The following is a 16,040-nucleotide window of genomic DNA, read 5'->3' as shown; positions in this document are numbered from 1 at the left end:
GGCGACGTGTCCGGGGGGTGGGGGCCGGCAGGCCACCACCAAGGGGGGTGGGAAGGCTGGGCTCCCCCAGGAGGGGAGCCCGAAGACCCCGACACGCGAAGCGTGCCCGTGGCGGAGGCCCTTGCCGTTCAGCCCAGGGCGTCGAAGCGCCGTTCAGCCCAGGGCGTCGAAGCTCGCTCGGAGGTGGGACACGCGGTCGGACAGGTCCGACAGGGGGGCGGAGAGCGAGGCGTCGGCCGACTTGCGGGCCAGCTCGCGCACCCTGTCGAGCTCGTCCTCCACGGCCGTCAGCCGCCGCGACAGCTCAGGCAGCACGGTGGGCTGGGCCGCGCTGTTGCCCGGCGGCAGCTCGCCCGCCAGCCGTTCGCGCAGCAGCGCCGCCTGCTCGGTCAGCCGCTTGTGCATGTTGTAGAGCTCGACGAACACCGACACCTTCGCCCTGAGCACCCACGGGTCGAACGGCTTGGTGAGGTAGTCGACGGCGCCCGCCGCGTAGCCGCGGAAGGCGTAGTCGGGGGCGCTGTCGACGACGGTCAGGAAGATGATCGGGATGTTGCGGGTACGCTCGCGCCGCTTGATGTGCGCGGCCGTCTCGAACCCATCCATGCCTGGCATCCGCACGTCGAGCAGGATCAGCGCGAATTCGGTGCCCAGCAACGCCTTGAGCGCCTCCTCGCCCGACTTGGCGCGCACCGGCGTCAGGTCGAGCGAGCTGAGGATCGCCTCCAGGGCGATGAGGTTCTCCTCGCGGTCGTCGACCAGGAGGATCTTTGCTCGGTCTGCCATCTGTTACGCCTCTTCCGCCGAGTCGGAAACCCGCCCGCGACTGAGCCAGCCACGCAGCCGTTCGAGCAGCTGATCGACATCGACCGGCTTCGGCACGTAGTCCGAGGCGCCTGAGGCGATGCTCTTCTCCCGGTCGCCCCGCATGACCTTGGCGGTCAGCGCGATGATCGGCAGGTCGGCGAACTGCGGCATCCGGCGGATGGCCGACGTCGTGGCCCAACCGTCCATCTCCGGCATCATGATGTCCATGAGGACGAGCGCCACGTCCTCGTTGCGTTCGAGTTGCTCGATGCCTTCGCGCCCGTTCTCCGCGTAGACGACCGTGGAGCCGTGTCGCTCCAGCACGCTGGTCAACGCGAACACGTTGCGGATGTCGTCGTCGACGATGAGGATCTTGGCGCCGTCGAGCGGGTCGTCGCCCTGCCACTGGTGCCCGTTGGACGGCTGGACCACCTCGGGCAGCGGCATGTCGAACGGCATGGGCGGCTCGGGCACGACCACCGAGCTCTGCTGCTCGACCTGCATGGTCAGCACCTGCCTGCGGGCGGCCCCTCCGTCACGGGCGACCAGCGGGCCCGCGTAGTCGGTCGGCATGTAGAGGGTGAACGTGCTGCCCGAGCCCAGCTCGCTGTCGACGTGGATCTCGCCGCCGAGGAGCCTGGCGATCTCGCGGCAGATCGACAGGCCGAGGCCCGTGCCGCCGTACTTGCGGCTGGTGGTGCCGTCGGCCTGCCGGAACGCCTCGAAGATGATCTCCAGCTTGTCGGGCGCGATGCCGATGCCGGTGTCGACCACCTGGAAGGCGATCAGGTCGTTGGCCGAGCGCAGCGTGTCGTCGTCGTAGTCGACCTCGTGGGGGGCGGGGACGACGCGCAGCCGTACCTCGCCCTTGGGGGTGAACTTGACCGCGTTGGACAGCAGGTTGCGCAGCACCTGCTGCAGGCGTTGCTCGTCGGTGCGCAACTCCTGCGGAACCCGTGGATCGACCTCGATGATGAACGCGAGGCCCTTGTCCTGGGCGAGCGGGGCGAAGGCGGCCTCGACGTAGTCGACCAGCTTGGGCAGCGACAGCTGGGCGGGATGGATGTCCATGCGCCCTGCCTCGACCTTGGACAGGTCGAGCATGTCGTTGATCAGCTGCAGCAGCGCCGAGCCCGCGCCGTGGATCGTGCGGGCGAACTCGACCTGCTGGGAGGTGAGGTTGCCCTCGGCGTTCTCGGTCAGCAGTTTGGCCAGCACGAGCAGGCTGTTAAGCGGGGTGCGCAGCTCGTGCGACATGTTCGCGAGGAACTCGGACTTGTAGCGCGAGGAGACGGCGAGCTGCTCGGCGCGCTCCTCCAGCGTGCGGCGGGCCTGCTCGATCTGGAAGTTCTGGATCTCGATGGCGCGGTTCTGCTTGGCCAGCAGCCCCGCCTTCTCCTCCAGCTCGGAGTTGGAACGGCGCAGCTCCTCCTGCTGGCGCTGGAGCTCGTCCGAGCGTTCCTGCAGCTCGCGGGTCAGGCGCTGCGACTCCTTCAGCAGGTCCTCGGTGCGGGAGTTGGCGATGATGGTGTTCATCGTCACACCGATGGTCTCGACGAGCTGGGTCAGGAAGTCGAGGTGGACCTCGCCGAACTTGGTGAAGGAGGCCAGCTCCAGCACGCCGAGCGGGCGGCTCTCGAACAGGATCGGCAGCACCACGATCTGGGCGGGCGTGGACTGGCTGAGCCCGCTGTCGATGGTGATGAAGCCGGCGGGCACGTCGTCGAGGACTATCGGCCTGCCCTCGATCGCGGCCTGGCCGACGATGCCCTCACCCGAGGCGAAGCGCTGGCGCGGCGAGCGGTCGGGCCGCACGCCGTACCCGCCGATGAGGATGAGGTCGTGCTCCTCGCCGCTGGTGTCGACGCCGTAGAAGGCGCCGTAGCGGGCGGAGACGAGCGGCGTCAGCTCGCTCATGATCAGCTTGGCGACCTCCATGAGGTCGCGGTGGCCCTGCATGAGGCGCGAGATGCGGGCCAGGTTGGACTTGAGCCAGTCCTGTTCCTGGTTGGCCTGGGTGGTCTCGCGGAGGTTGGCCACCATGAAGTTGACGTTGTCCTTGAGCTCGGCCAGCTCGCCCTGCGCCTCCACGGCGATCGAGCGGGTCAGGTCGCCCTGGGCGACGGCGCTCGTCACGGTGGCGATGGCGCGGACCTGTGTGGTGAGGTTGCCTGCCAGCTCGTTGACGCTCTCGGTCAGTCGCTTCCAGGTGCCTTCGAGGCCTTCGACGCGCGCCTGGCCGCCGAGCTGGCCTTCGGTGCCGACCTCGCGGGCGACTCGGGTGACCTCGTCGGCGAAGGAGGACAGCTGGTCGACCATCTTGTTGATGGTGGTCTTCAGCGCCAGGATCTCGCCCTGGGCGTCCACGTCGATCTTGCGGGTGAGGTCGCCGTTGGCGACGGCCGTGGTGACCTCGGCGATGTTGCGCACCTGATAGGTCAGGTTGTTGGCCATGAAGTTGACGTTGTCGGTGAGGTCCTTCCACACACCCGACACGCCCTGCACCCTGGCCTGACCGCCCAGCTGGCCTTCGGTGCCGACCTCGCGCGCGACGCGGGTGACCTCGTCGGCGAAGGAGGACAGCTGGTCCACCATCGTGTTGAGGGTGTCCTTGAGCTGGAGGATCTCGCCTTGGGCGTCGACGGTGATCTTCTTGGTCAGGTTGCCCTGGGCGACGGCGGTGGAGACGGCGGCGATCTGGCGGACCTGGTTGGTCAGGTTGTTGGCCATGAAGTTGACGTTGTCGGTGAGGTCCTTCCAGACTCCCGACACACCGCGCACCTGGGCCTGACCGCCCAGCTGGCCCTCGGTGCCGACCTCACGGGCGACGCGGGTCACCTCGGAGGCGAAGGACGACAGCTGGTCCACCATCGTGTTCATCGTCGACTTGAGCTCGAGGATCTCGCCCTGCGCGTCGACGTCGATCTTGCGGGTGAGGTCGCCGTTGGCGACGGCGGTGGTGACCTGGGCGATGTTGCGCACCTGGTAGGTCAGGTTGTTGGCCATCGAGTTGACGTTGTCGGTGAGGTCCTTCCAGACTCCCGACACGCCCTTCACCTCGGCGCGACCGCCGAGCTTGCCTTCGGTGCCGACCTCGCGCGCGACGCGGGTGACCTCGTCGGCGAAGGAGGACAGCTGGTCCACCATCGTGTTGAGGGTGTCCTTGAGCTGGAGGATCTCGCCTTGGGCGTCGACGGTGATCTTCTTGGTCAGGTTGCCCTGGGCGACGGCGGTGGAGACGGCGGCGATCTGGCGGACCTGGTTGGTCAGGTTGTTGGCCATGAAGTTGACGTTGTCGGTGAGGTCCTTCCAGACTCCCGACACACCGCTGACCTGGGCCTGACCGCCCAGCTGGCCCTCGGTGCCGACCTCGCGGGCGACACGGGTGACCTCCTCGGCGAAGGCGGACAGCTGGTCGACCATCGTGTTGACGGTGTTCTTCAGCTCGAACATCTCGCCGACCGCGTCGACGGTCACCTTGCGGCTCAGGTCGCCCTTCGCGACGGCGGTCGTCACCTCGGCGATGTCGCGCACCTGGGCGGAGACACGCGAGGACATGGTGTTGACGGCCTCGGTCAGGTCGCGCCAGCTGCCGGACATGCCCTTGACGTTGGCGGCGCCGCCCAGCCTGCCTTCGGTGCCCGCCTCGCGGGCCACCCTGGTCACCTCGCTGTTGAACAGCGAGAGCTGCTCGACCATGCCGTTGATGGCCTTGCCAAGCCGCCTGACCTCGCCCCTGGCCGAGCGGTCGAGGTCGATCCTGCGGGTCAGGTCGCCCTTCGCCACGGCGTCGATGACGTCGGCCGCGCCCGTCACGGGGCTGACCAGCGCGTCAATGAGGGCGTTGACGGACTCCACGCTCTCCGCCCACGACCCCACACCGGGGCCGGGCGTCAGGCGCTCGCCGAAGCGCCCCTCCTTGACCACTTCCTTGCGCACCCGCGACAGCTCGTTGCTGAGGTGCTCTCTGCGGTCGGCCACCTCGTTGAGCAGCAGCCGGATCTCACTCAGTATCCCGGGGGGCGCAAAAGGGACCCGGCGCCGGAAGTCGCCGTCGCGCCATGCGAAAAGCGTCTCGAGGACAGGGACGAGGTCGGACTCTGTGTACGTCCTCTCTTCCGCAGCAGGCGCGGTCTTGGCCGTCGTCATAGGGTCTCCTCCACTCCCGGGGTACCGCCGTGAGTGATGCAAGTCTGTCACGATGAGTAGCTCGTAGTCCTGTCCTTGGATTTACCCCAAGTCAATGGGAAGTGTGGTAGGCACGGAACGATGACTGCTTCTTCCCGCGCGGTGCTGGCGGCCACATTCGCGCCAGGCGAGACCGCTGTCCCCTCTGCGAGAAGGTTCACCCGTGAGGTGATGACCGCCTGGGCCGCCTCCTCGGTGCTGCCTGCGGCGGAACAGCTGGCGGAAGAGCTGGCCGCGCAGGTCGCCGAGGCCCCTTTCGAGATCGTCTGGAAGCACTACGGCAACGCCGTGCGGGTGGAGTTCAGGCAGCGGAGCGCTCCCAACGGGGACCCGAAGGGTCCCTCCGTGGATGTCGAGGAATGGGGGATCACCTTTGCGGGCGATTCCCGTGTCCATTGGGCAAGGCTCACGCTACCTGGCTCAGCGGACAGAGTGGCAGCCGAATGGATGGAGGAGAACTCCAGGGGCCCTCGCTGGCTCGGCTTCCTCGCCGACGCCAGCGACCTTCTGGCGGGCACGCTCGATCCCGACATGGTGCCGGCGATCATCGCGCAGATCGTCGTGCCCAGGCTGTCGGCATGGTGCGCCGTCTACACCTCCGACACGGGGTCGGGGCCGCGCCGCCTGGCCTACCTGTGGCACGCCGACGAGGCGCGCATCGACGGCCTCCGCGAGCAGCTGACCGATCTCCACGTACCCGACAACACCTCGGCGAGCCTCCAGCTGGCCGACTCGCAGGTGCTGGCCGTACCGCTGATCGCGCGCGGGCGCTCGCTGGGCGTGATGTGCCTGGGCCGCCCCGACCGGTTCACCGACGAGAGCATCCAGTTCTCCGAGGACATCGCGCGGCGTGCCGCGCTGGCCATGGACAACGCCCGCCTGTACGCCCAGCAGGCCGCCGCCAACAGGGCGCTGCAGCGCAGCCTGCTCCCGCCGAACGAGCCGGAGGTGCCTGGGCTCGACTACGGCGTCGTCTACGAGCCCGCGGGCGAGGCCAACGAGGTCGGCGGCGACTTCTACGACCTGTTCAAGGCGGGCGACGAGTCGTGGCGGTTCGCGATCGGCGACGTCTGCGGCACGGGTCCCGAGGCCGCCGCGGTCACCGGCCTGGCCCGCCACACCCTGCGCCTGCTGGCCAGGGAGGGGTACGGCGTGGCCGCCGTCCTCGGCCGACTCAACCAGGCCATTCTCGAGGAGGGCGAGCGCGCCAGGTTCCTCACGCTGCTCCACGGCGACATCACCCCCGTCGAGAGCGGCCTCGAAGTGCGGCTGGTCTCCGCCGGGCACCCCGAGGCGCTGCGGCTCAAACCGAGCGGCGTCGTCGAGTCGGTCACCACCCCGCAGTCTCTGCTCGGCGTCTTCCCCGAGGTGGTGTTCGAGGCGGACACCATCCACCTCGACCACGGCGACGTGCTGCTGGCGGTGACCGACGGCGTCACCGAGCGGCGCAGCGGCGGGCGGCTGCTCGACGACGACGGCGGCCTGGCCAAGCTGCTGGCCGAGTGCGCGGGCCTGTCGGCCAGGGCCGTCGCCGAACGCATCCGCAGGGGAGCGGCCGACTTCGCGCCCGAGCCGAGCGCCGACGACCTGGCGATCCTCGTCTTGCGCGCCCGTTAGTCGCGCTCGACCGTGTCCTCCAGCACGATCCTGCCGATGAGCTCGTACTTCTCGGGGCTGCGGGCCTTCAGGTAGAGGGCGGTCGCGGCCCCGAGGACGGCCAGGCCCAGCACGATCCACGGGATCGCGGTGAAGAACGCGCTCTTGGACGCGTCGCCCGCCGCCGCCTCCTGGTTCTGGAACAGCAGCAGCACCACGTACGCCATGGCGAGCCCGCCGACCAGCGGGGCGATCAGCGTGCGCCACACACTGGCCGTCTCGGGGTGCTTCTTCTTGACGTGGAAGTAGCCGATCACCGAGAACGAGCACAGCGTCTGCACGATGAGGATCGCCAGCGTGCCCAGCACGGCCAGCAGCGTGTAGATGTGGATGTACGGGTCCATTCCCGCGAAGAAGAAGGCCAGGACCAGCACCACGGAGACGGCGCTCTGCACGAACCCGGCGATGTGCGGCGAGCCGTGCTTCGGGTGAGTGGCGCCGAGGGTGCGGCCCGTGCCGGGGATGAGGTTCTCCCTGCCCAGCGCGTAGAGGTAGCGCGCGGCGCAGTTGTGGAAGGCCATCGAGCAGGCGAACGACCCGGTCAGGATGAGGATCTTGAACAGGCCGACCGCCCACGAGCCGAGCAGCTGCTCGGTGGGGTTGAAGAAGATCCCGGCGAACTCCTTGGCGGCGATCTCGGGCGCCTTCACGCCGTTGGCCGCGACCGTCATCCAGGAGACGAACGTGTAGAACAGGCCGATGCCGACCACCGAGACCAGCGTCGCGATCGGGATGATCTTCTTGGGTTCGCGCGACTCCTCGCCGTACATCGCGGTCGACTCGAAGCCGACCCACGACCAGAAGCACATGAACAGGCCGAGGCCGACCGCGCCCGCCTGGAGTCCGCTGGTCGTGAAGGCGTTGGCGGGATTGAGCGTGTAGGCCATGAGGCCGTCGGGGCCGCCACCGTTGAGGAGCGTGACGACCGCGACCAGGCCGAGCATGAAGATCTCGGTGATCAGGAAGACGCCCAGGACCTTGGCCGTCAGGTTGATGTCGAAGTAGGTGAGGATCAGGTTCAGCGCCAGGCCGAGGAAGGCGAACCACAGCCAGTGGATGTCCACCCCCGCCAGGGACTTGAACGTGTCGTTGGCCGAGTAGGCGAAGAAGCCGATGATCGAGGCCTCGAAGACGACGTACGCCATGGTGGCGAGCAGCCCCGAGACCATGCCGACGATCTGGCCGAGGCCGTGGGAGATGTAGCCGTAGAAGGCGCCGGCCGCGGTGATGTGCTTCGACATCGCCGTGTAGCCCACCGAGAAGATCGTGAGTACGGCGGTGGCGAACAGGTAGCCCGCGGGGACGCCCAGGCCGTTGCCGAACCCGACGACGATGGGGACGTTGCCGGTCATGGCGGTGATGGGGGCCGCGGTGGCCACGGCCATGAAGATGACGCCGACGAGACCGACGGCGTCCTTTTTCAGGCGGCTGACGCCAGAGGCTTCGGTGGTGGTGCTCACAGATTCGCGCCCTTCGGCTGGGGGAGTGGCGCGATGCTGGCAGTGGGCGAGGGCGACATTCAAGCCGGAAGGCCGGCCAACCTATTACGCTATGTCAGATGTGATCCCATGTTTACGCATGAAATTCAGCACTATCGCCATCTGATCGATTCGTTCGGCGACGACCAGAGCGCCCCTGCCCGCGTCGTAGTAATGGACCTCGTGCTCGTGTCCCAGCTCGGCCAGGCGGCTCACGTATGACTCCAGCTGCCGCAGCGGCGAACGCGAGTCGTCGACCCCCGCGAGGATCAGCAGCGGCCGCTCGACCTGCTCGACGTAGGTGATCGGCGAGCTGTCGCGGTAGCGTTCCGGCTGCTCGTCGGGGGAGCCGCCGAGCAGCGAACGCTGGTAGGCGCGCAGGCCCTCGACGTGGTCCTCGTAGGCGGTGACGTGGCAGGCGATGGGGGCCGCCGCGATGCCGGCCGCCCACAGCTTGGGCTGGACGCCGAGGCCGAGGAGCGTGAGGAAGCCGCCCCACGAGGTGCCCGCCAGCACGGTCCTGTCCTGGTCGGCGATGCCCTGGCCGATCACCCATTCCCTGACGGCCGCCACGTCGGCCAGCTCGATGTGGCCGACCTCGCCGTGCAGCGCGTCGCGCCAGGCCGAGCCGTACCCCGTCGAGCCGCGGTAGTTGACGCGGACGACCGCGAAGCCCGCGTCGACCCAGGCGGCGACCTCTGGGGAGAAGGTGTCGGAGTCGTGCAGGTGCGGGCCGCTGTGAAGGAGGAAGACGGTGGGGAACGGCGCCGAGCCCGTCTCGGGCCTGGAGACCAGCGCGTGGATGCGCCCGCCGGGGCCGGGGACGTCGATGTCCTCCACGGGGACGCTGGTCGGGGCGGCGGGGCCGATCGCGTTCATCACGACGTGGCCGCTGCTCGACCTGATCACCGGCGGGCGTGAGGCGCTCGACCACGCGTACTCCACGTGGCCGCCCGGCCTCGGCCTGGCCTCCTCGATCACGCCGTGGGGCGTGTCGATCAGGGTCAGGCCGCCGCCCGCGAGGTCGTAGCGGTGGAGGTAGGTGCGGGCGCGGTCTTCCCTGATGATCAGCAGGGCCCTGCCGTCGTCGTACCACTCGGCGGTCAGCTCGCCGGAGTCCTTGAGCCAGATCTCGCGCTGCTCGCCGGTCTTCGGGTCCCAGACCAGCGGCTCGTGGCGCTGGCGGCGTTCGTGCAGGGTCAGCAGGCGGCGGTCGCCGGGGACGGGGCCGAAGCGCAGGCCGATGACCCCCTTGCCGGGGCCGTCGTGCAGCTCGCCGACCACGTCGCCGCACTGCGTGAGCACGCGGAGCGCGGGGTGCCGGAAATCGCCGTGTTCGCTGTGGTTGAGGGCGATGAACTCGCCGTCGAGCGACATGTCGGTGACCCATGCGGCCTCGGAGTGCTCGTAGAGCACGTGGGTGGATTCGCCGGGCCGTACGAGATGGGTGGTGAACGTGCCCGCGCGGGCCAGGCTGACGGCCGCGAGGCCGGTGGCGGACAGCGCGATGCCGCCCGGCTCGCTGGGCGGCAGATCGGGGGCGACCTCCTCGTCGGCCCCGCCGACGAAGCGCTGGCGCATCCAGACGCCGACGGCGTCGGCCTCGGTGCCGGCGAACCAGTAGATCCAGTTGCCGGCGGGGTCGAGGGCGGCGTGGCCGGTGCCCTGGGGCTGGTTGGTGACCTGGCGGGTGAGGCCGGTCGTGCGGTCCCAGGCGTAGATCTCCCATACGCCCGAGGCGTTCGAGCGGTAGAGAGCGCGGTTCGGGGCCTGGCGCGCCCACACGGGCAGCGTCATGCTGGGCGCCCGGAACCTGGCCTGCCAGCGTTCCTCCGCCTTCATCCGCCGCCTCCCCCTCCTCAGTTGCCGTCCAGTATTGCGTCTGGGTCGATGAAATACCTGAGGAATGTGAGGGAATTTCGGACTAAATGCCCCATCAGTAACATGGGCCCCGGAGGCCCGTCAAGGAATGGCCCTTGATTGAGCGGCTGCTTGGAAGATAGACAGGCGAAAACTGGCAATTGCTGGGGTCCATTCCGGAAATTTCCGGATTTGGTGGGTGAGGTGGTCCTGGTCCTTGTGCCACGCGCTCGGACCCATGCCTACCACCAAGGCCACATCTTCACGCGTCAGCGCCATCTCGAACCTCACCTCCCGCCTGTCCGTCTCCGTGAAGCCTCTCAGACTCTCGGCGACCCGGTGCTCCTTCGCCTCATCCACCGAAAGCAGGCCCAACTCTCGCACCAGCGGGCTGAGATGGTCGCCCGCCGGGGTAACCACGATGAGGTGGCCGCCCGGTCGCATGATTCTGGCGAACTCGACTCCGTTGCGCGGCGCGAACACGTTCATCACCACGTCGGCGACGGCGTCCTTGACCGGCAGCGGTTTCCACACGTCCGCCACGAACGCTCCCACGCGCTCGTGCGCCCTCGCCGCCCGCTTCACCGCGTGCTTGGAGATGTCGAACGCGATGCCGGTCGCGCCAGGCGCGGCGTCGAGCACCGCCCCGACGTAGTAGCCCGTGCCCGCCCCCGCGTCCGCCACCACGGGGCTTTCCACGGCCGGGGGGATCGCGGCGCCGATCGTCTCGGCGAGCGCGCGGGCCAGCGGCGCGTAGTGTCCCGCGGCCAGGAAGTCCGCCCTGGCGGCCACCATCGCGGGGCTGTCGGCCGTCCCCGGCGCCTGCGACCCGGTCAGCAGGCTCACGTAACCCTGCCTGGCCACGTCGAACGCGTGCCCCCGCCCGCACCGCACGCCCTGCGCGTCGAGCCGCAGCCCGTCGTGGCAGACCGGGCAGCGGAGGTGGTCGAGGATGTCAGCCAGCATCCCCCCATCATGGCGCTGCCCGAGCGCGCGCCCCTCATCCGGTACGGCAAGCATCGGGGCCGCGCCACCCTCCGCACGTGGCCGGCGCCTGTCCAGGGATACGCCTCCCCGAGCGCGCGTGGCCGGGGCGACCAACGGACCCCTACACTCTCCCGGTGCCCCGACGATCACCGATCAGGCTGTGGACCTGCGCTGTAATCACCGCTTCCGCCGCGCTCGCCGTCCACCTCCTGATCATCCCCGGCTCCTTCGGCTGGGGCGGCGTCGGTTTCGTGATGTGCACGGACGCAGACCCTTCGGGCGGGTTCCTGCATGCCGTCGACTACGTGCCCGTCTTCGGGTGTGGCCTGCTCCCTTGCGTGCTCTTGGGCCGGCTGGCGTGGGCGGCGGGCGTGCGGTGGCACAGAGAACGACTGGGCAGGTGGACGGTCAGAGTGCTCGCGGGGTTCGTGCTGGTGCTCACCGCGTGGCGGCCCGCCCTGTTCACCCTGGACCCGGAGCTCACGCCGAGCTACCTCGATCGGTGGGGCGGCGGGCAGAGCGCCTGGTGGACGATGGGCCAGCAGGCGCTCCAGATTCCCGCCGCCGTATGCATGCTGCTCGCCGTACACCCGCGCAGGCCCCGCCTGCCACGCGCCCTCCTCGCGGTGCCCCTGCTGCTGGTCGTCGCGCTGACGCCGCTGGCGGACGCGGCGGTGGTGGGCAAAGTGACGGTGCCGGACGAGGGGGCGTGCGAGAAAGCGGGGCCCAGCGGTTACTCGGCGCGGGAATGGGCGTTCCTGTGCGAGGCGCGCGCTCCCGACATCGCGGGTCTGGACGGGACGACGATGCCCGACGCTCAGGCGCTCGCCTACGGACGGCACCTGTGCGCGGTGGCGAGACGCCATGGCGGCGACGCCGAGGCGTCCGAGGTCCAGGAAGAGATGGTGGGGGACGACGGATCGGTGGTCCTGTTCGCCACTCGCCACATCTGTCCCGAGATGTTGCGCGCCGACGACCAACGGGCCGAAAGGCAGAAGCGCGACATCGAGGCCTGGCAGGCACGCCGCAAAGCCGAGTGCGCCGCTCTGCCCCGCCACCAGCCGAGGGCCAAGCCGGTACGGCAGGCCAGGGTGCCCATGTCGGCCGAGTTCGTGCTGGAGACCTTCGAAGACGAGGGCGAGGAACTGGCGAGCGAGTCGCTGAGCCTCGATGACGTGGTGGTCGCGAAGCCTGGCAATCTCGCCATCTCCACGCTCACCGAAATGGGCCTGCTCTGCGTGACAGGGGAGTCGTACCGGAGGCGGCCACCCGTCGAGACCGAGGGGTGGAAGGCGGTGGCCGAGATCGGCTACCGGAGCACGACGGGATCGCTGGAGATCTCGGACGGGGAACACAAGCTCCCGGATCTCGCCGTGGGCGGGGCGGGTGACTATCGCGTGCGGGTCCATCAGCGGGAGTTGCCCGTGGACTACGAGCGGGAGGAGGCGCAGGCTTCGGAGGAGTGGCTGATCATGGTCTTTCCCGGAGGCTCGAAGGACGCCGTGACCTACGTGAAGGCGCGGTGAACGGTCACGCGCTTTCGGCGAGGGTGAGGAAGGCCGCGTTCGACGGGGTCTCGCGGAGCCTGCCGACCAGCAGTTCCATGCCCTGCTGCTTGTCCAGCCCGCCGAGCATGCGGCGCAGCCGCCACACCACCTGCCGCTCGTCCGGGTGGAGGAGGATCTCCTCGCGACGGGTGCTGGACGCCTCGAGATCGACGGCGGGGAACAGGCGGCGCTCGGCAAGGGAGCGGCTGAGGCGCAGCTCCATGTTGCCCGTCCCCTTGAACTCCTCGAAGAACGAGTCGTCCATGCGCGAGCCCGTCTCGACGAGCGCGGTGGCGAGGATGGTGAGCGAACCGCCGTCCTGGACGTTGCGGGCGGCGCCGAAGAAGCGCTTGGGCGGGTAGATGGCCCCCGCGTCGATGCCGCCCGACAGGATGCGCCCGCCGGCGGGCGCGAGGTTGTTGTAGGCGCGGCCGAGCCTGGTGAGCGAGTCGAGCAGCAGGACGACGTCGTGTCCCTGCTCGACGAGGCGCTTGGCGCGTTCGAGTGCCAGCTCGGCGACCGCGGCGTGCTCCTTGTCGGGCCGGTCGAAGGTGGAGTAGGCCACCTCGCCCGCGATGGTGTGGCGCATCTCGGTGACCTCTTCGGGGCGTTCGCCGACCAGGACGACCATGAGGTGCACGTCGGGGTGGTTGCGTGAGATGGCCGCGGCCAGCGCCTGCAGGACCATGGTCTTGCCCGCCTTGGGCGGGGCGACGATCAGGCCGCGCTGTCCCTTGCCGATGGGCGCGAACAGGTCGACGACCCTGGTGGTCAGCGACTCGGTCTCGATGGACAGGCGCTCGCGTGGGTGGATGGGGGTCAGGTCGGCGAAGTGGGGCCGGTCACGCCATTGGGCGCGGCCGTTCACCTGCTCGACGGAGAGCAGCTTGGAGCCCGCGACGGTGGCGGTCACATGGTCGCCGCTGCGCAGGCCGAGCTGTTTGATCCGGTCCAGCGGCAGCCGTACGTCATCGGGGCTGTGCTGGTAGCCGGAGGGGCGAAGGAACGCGTTCTTGTCGCGCACCTCCAGCAGGCCGGTGACCTGCCGGGTGGGTGCGTTCGTGCGGGGGTGGGGGATGGTCTGGACAGACATGATGAACCCTTCTCGAGGGCACGCCTGGGGAACAGGCGGTGAGTAAGAAAACGAGGTACGGGCCCTCAGCACGGGCCCTTCGTGGGAGTCAGCGGAGCTTGAGACGCTCAACGCTGAATCGCAAGATATCACGGAGAACGCGTTACGCAAGATTTGTATTCCGCTTCCCCCACGCGGCTTCCATCTCCGGGAGCACAATCTGTCAAGCGGCCTGCAGGGCGTCTGCAATCGGCGGAGGCTCTCATGGAGTTGCGTACTCCAAGGGGGATGTCATGCAGAAAACCCAGTGCCCGACGTGCCACACCACCCTCGACGAGGGTCCCATCATGTACCGCTGCGCGCGCTGCCGCCGGGCCGTGTTCGCCGCCGACCTGGAGAACGAGTACGTTCCCCAGCTAGCTTTGACGGATGCCGCATAAGTCAAGGATCGTGTCCGATGTCGAGATCACCCCGTTGTGTGATGCCATCGGCCCGATGGGCCCCTCGCTCCGCCTGCCGTTCCTCGAGACCTTCCTCGGCGCGGAGGTGGACGAGGGCGAGTGGATCCTCCACTTCCACTGCTTTCTCCTGCGGGACCGCCGGGGTCACGTGACCCTGGTCGACACCGGCATCGGGCCCACCTCCACCTGGGCCCCCGCCCCCGGCGCGCTTCTGAGCGAGCTGGCCGCCACGGGGCTCGCGCCCGCCGACGTCGACACGCTCGTCATCACCCACCTGCACAGCGACCACTTCGGCGGCACGATCGCCGACGGCCTGCCGGTGTTCGCCAACGCGCGCCACGTCGTCCAGCGGGCCGAGATCGAGGCGACGCCCGTCCTCGACCCCGTCAGGGAGCTGCTGGACGTGGTCGACGGCGACGCGGAGGTCGCCCCCGGCGTCGTCGTACGGCTGACGCCGGGCCACACGCCGGGACACCAGGCCGTCGAGGTCGGTGGCTTCACCATGATCGGCGACGTCCTGCACCATCCCGTGCAGCTGGCCGACCCGACGATCCGCTACGTCTACGACGGCGACGCCGACCTGGCGGCCAAGACGCGGCTCGACCTAGTCGGCAGGCTGCGCGCGGAGGGCCGCCTGCTCGGCACCTCCCACTTCCCCGAGCCCTTCGTCGAGCTGGGCTAGCAGCCTGCGGGCCTTGGCCCGGTACCTCAGCACCTGCACCACGCCGAGCAGCCAGACCGGGTACTGCACGGCCATCGCCCAGTGGTAGTCGCCGGTCAGGTCCATCGTGACGCCGATCAGCGCGATCACCGACATCGAGGCGAGGAAGCCGCCGCCGTTCACGATGCCGGTGGCCGCGCCGATGCGGGCCGCGGGGTTGAACGTCCTGGCGTAGTCGAAGCCGATCATCGATCCGGGGCCGTTCGTGGCGAGCACGACGACCAGCACCACCAGCAGCCACAGCGGCGCCCTCCCGCCCGGCCACAGCAGCACCGCCGTCCACGCGGTCGCGGTGGAGCCCGTGACGGTCAGCACCATCCACGATCTGCGCAGCGGGAAGCGGCCCGCCAGGTAGCCGAGGACAGGGCCGCACAGCATGCCGACGGCGGTCAGCGTCGACAGCAGCACGCCCGCGGTCGCGGGGGCGAGGCCCTGGCCTTGCACCAGGTACGGGTAGCCCCACAGCAGCAGGAACGCCGCCGCCGAGCACTGGGTGGCGGCATGGGTCCACATGCCGAGCCTCGTGCCCGGCTGCATCCACGCGGCCTTCAGCCCCGGCTCCGGCCGGCCGGTCGAGGGGCGCCCGTCGCGCAGGACGGCGGCGACGAGGATCGTGGCCAGCACGCCGAGTCCCGCGGCGCCGAGGAAGGTCGGCGTCCAGCCGTACGTGTGGAGGGAGCCGATGATCGGCACGGTGGACGCGATCGCGCCGAACTGGCCGATGAGTCCGGTGAGCTGGACCATCACCGGGTTGCGGCGGGCCGGGAAGGAGAGGTTGACCAGCCTGATCACGCTGATGAACGTCATCGCGTCGCCCGCGCCCACCAGCGTCCTCGCGGCCAGGCCGAGCAGCAGGTCGTCGGCGAAGGCGAAGACGACCTGGCCGCACGACATGACGAGCGCCCCGATGAGCAGCATGCGCTTGGAGCCGAGCCTGTCGACCAGCACGCCGACGGGGATCTGCATGACGGCGTAGACGAGGAGCTGGAGCATCGCGAGGGTCGCGAGGCCCGACGCGCCGAGGTCGAGGCGGGCGGCGGCCTCCAGGCTGGCGACACCGAGGGACTGGCGGTGGAAGACCGCGACGAAGTAGGCCAGGACGCCCGTGAGCCAAAAGATCAACGCGCGTCTTGTCATGGGGACAAATCCTATCTTTTTGTAGGATCTTCCCATCACCGGGTCGCCGTCCTGCCGGGATCGGGTGCCGGGTGAGGGTCTCCAAGGCGCACGTGGCGGGGCCCGGGTTGGGCGTTCCCTGCGCGG

Annotated in this window: 11 protein-coding genes; 4 read left to right on the top strand and 7 right to left on the bottom strand. The window is 69.3% G+C overall.

What is annotated here, in order from left to right; genetic code table 11:
• Positions 1-153 precede the first annotated feature (153 nt).
• Both AB0B45_RS12700 and AB0B45_RS12695 read right to left on the bottom strand, forming a co-directional pair.
• Positions 154-786 (bottom strand): response regulator, encoded by a 633-nt coding sequence (locus tag AB0B45_RS12700; protein WP_358129139.1) that lies wholly within the window; start codon positions 784-786, stop codon positions 154-156.
• 3 nt (positions 787-789) lie between these two features.
• Positions 790-4,956, bottom strand: coding sequence for a HAMP domain-containing protein (locus AB0B45_RS12695; protein ID WP_358129136.1), 4,167 nt, complete (start codon positions 4,954-4,956; stop codon positions 790-792).
• 120 nt (positions 4,957-5,076) lie between these two features.
• On the opposite strand from AB0B45_RS12695, the gene AB0B45_RS12690 reads away from it, so the two are divergent.
• Complete coding sequence (locus AB0B45_RS12690; RefSeq protein ID WP_358129133.1) at positions 5,077-6,612, top strand: GAF domain-containing SpoIIE family protein phosphatase; 1,536 nt, start codon at positions 5,077-5,079, stop codon at positions 6,610-6,612.
• Here the strand turns inward: AB0B45_RS12690 and AB0B45_RS12685 are convergent.
• The 3 genes from AB0B45_RS12685 to AB0B45_RS12675 all read right to left on the bottom strand — a co-directional run bounded on the left by AB0B45_RS12685 (position 6,609) and on the right by AB0B45_RS12675 (position 10,955).
• Positions 6,609-8,111, bottom strand: coding sequence for an APC family permease (locus tag AB0B45_RS12685; protein WP_358129130.1), 1,503 nt, complete (start codon positions 8,109-8,111; stop codon positions 6,609-6,611). The genes AB0B45_RS12690 and AB0B45_RS12685 overlap by 4 nt on opposite strands.
• Positions 8,112-8,195: 84 nt before the next feature.
• Positions 8,196-9,971, bottom strand: a complete 1,776-nt coding sequence (locus tag AB0B45_RS12680) for a prolyl oligopeptidase family serine peptidase (RefSeq protein WP_358129127.1) — start codon at positions 9,969-9,971, stop codon at positions 8,196-8,198.
• A 120-nt stretch (positions 9,972-10,091) separates the two neighbouring features.
• Positions 10,092-10,955, bottom strand: coding sequence for a putative RNA methyltransferase (locus AB0B45_RS12675; RefSeq protein ID WP_358129124.1), 864 nt, complete (start codon positions 10,953-10,955; stop codon positions 10,092-10,094).
• Positions 10,956-11,110: 155 nt separating this feature from the next.
• Here AB0B45_RS12675 and AB0B45_RS12670 point away from each other — a divergent pair, with 155 nt between their 5' ends.
• Positions 11,111-12,502, top strand: a complete 1,392-nt coding sequence (locus AB0B45_RS12670) for a hypothetical protein (protein WP_358129121.1) — start codon at positions 11,111-11,113, stop codon at positions 12,500-12,502.
• A gap of 4 nt (positions 12,503-12,506) precedes the next feature.
• Here AB0B45_RS12670 and rho read toward each other — a convergent pair whose 3' ends face one another.
• Complete coding sequence (rho, locus tag AB0B45_RS12665; protein WP_358129118.1) at positions 12,507-13,616, bottom strand: transcription termination factor Rho; 1,110 nt, start codon at positions 13,614-13,616, stop codon at positions 12,507-12,509.
• A gap of 272 nt (positions 13,617-13,888) precedes the next feature.
• Between rho and AB0B45_RS12660 the strand changes: the two genes are divergently transcribed.
• Positions 13,889-14,035: a hypothetical protein gene (locus tag AB0B45_RS12660; protein ID WP_358129116.1), complete on the top strand. Its 147-nt coding sequence runs from the start codon at positions 13,889-13,891 to the stop codon at positions 14,033-14,035.
• A complete protein-coding gene (locus AB0B45_RS12655; RefSeq protein WP_358129113.1) occupies positions 14,025-14,738 on the top strand; it encodes an MBL fold metallo-hydrolase in 714 nt (237 codons plus the stop codon). Before AB0B45_RS12660 ends, AB0B45_RS12655 begins: the two co-directional genes overlap by 11 nt.
• Here AB0B45_RS12655 and AB0B45_RS12650 read toward each other — a convergent pair.
• Positions 14,661-15,914: an MFS transporter gene (locus AB0B45_RS12650; protein WP_358129111.1), complete on the bottom strand. Its 1,254-nt coding sequence runs from the start codon at positions 15,912-15,914 to the stop codon at positions 14,661-14,663. The two genes, AB0B45_RS12655 and AB0B45_RS12650, sit on opposite strands and share 78 nt — an antisense overlap.
• Positions 15,915-16,040 lie beyond the last annotated feature (126 nt).

The organism is Nonomuraea sp. NPDC049152, assembly GCF_040648355.1.
Lineage (GTDB): Bacteria > Actinomycetota > Actinomycetes > Streptosporangiales > Streptosporangiaceae > Nonomuraea.
This window is presented reverse-complemented; position numbering and strand designations above follow the sequence as displayed.

What these genes read in the sequence shown, in the direction of transcription:
- AB0B45_RS12700 (WP_358129139.1), bottom strand. Translation starts at nt 786, where the DNA reads ATGGCAGACCGAGCAAAGATCCTCCTGGTCGACGACCGCGAGGAGAAC.
- AB0B45_RS12695 (WP_358129136.1), bottom strand. Translation starts at nt 4,956, where the DNA reads ATGACGACGGCCAAGACCGCGCCTGCTGCGGAAGAGAGGACGTACACA.
- AB0B45_RS12690 (WP_358129133.1), top strand. Translation starts at nt 5,077, where the DNA reads ATGACTGCTTCTTCCCGCGCGGTGCTGGCGGCCACATTCGCGCCAGGC.
- AB0B45_RS12680 (WP_358129127.1), bottom strand. Translation starts at nt 9,971, where the DNA reads ATGAAGGCGGAGGAACGCTGGCAGGCCAGGTTCCGGGCGCCCAGCATG.
- AB0B45_RS12675 (WP_358129124.1), bottom strand. Translation starts at nt 10,955, where the DNA reads ATGCTGGCTGACATCCTCGACCACCTCCGCTGCCCGGTCTGCCACGAC.
- rho (WP_358129118.1), bottom strand. Translation starts at nt 13,616, where the DNA reads ATGTCTGTCCAGACCATCCCCCACCCCCGCACGAACGCACCCACCCGG.
- AB0B45_RS12660 (WP_358129116.1), top strand. Translation starts at nt 13,889, where the DNA reads ATGCAGAAAACCCAGTGCCCGACGTGCCACACCACCCTCGACGAGGGT.
- AB0B45_RS12655 (WP_358129113.1), top strand. Translation starts at nt 14,025, where the DNA reads ATGCCGCATAAGTCAAGGATCGTGTCCGATGTCGAGATCACCCCGTTG.
- AB0B45_RS12650 (WP_358129111.1), bottom strand. Translation starts at nt 15,914, where the DNA reads ATGACAAGACGCGCGTTGATCTTTTGGCTCACGGGCGTCCTGGCCTAC.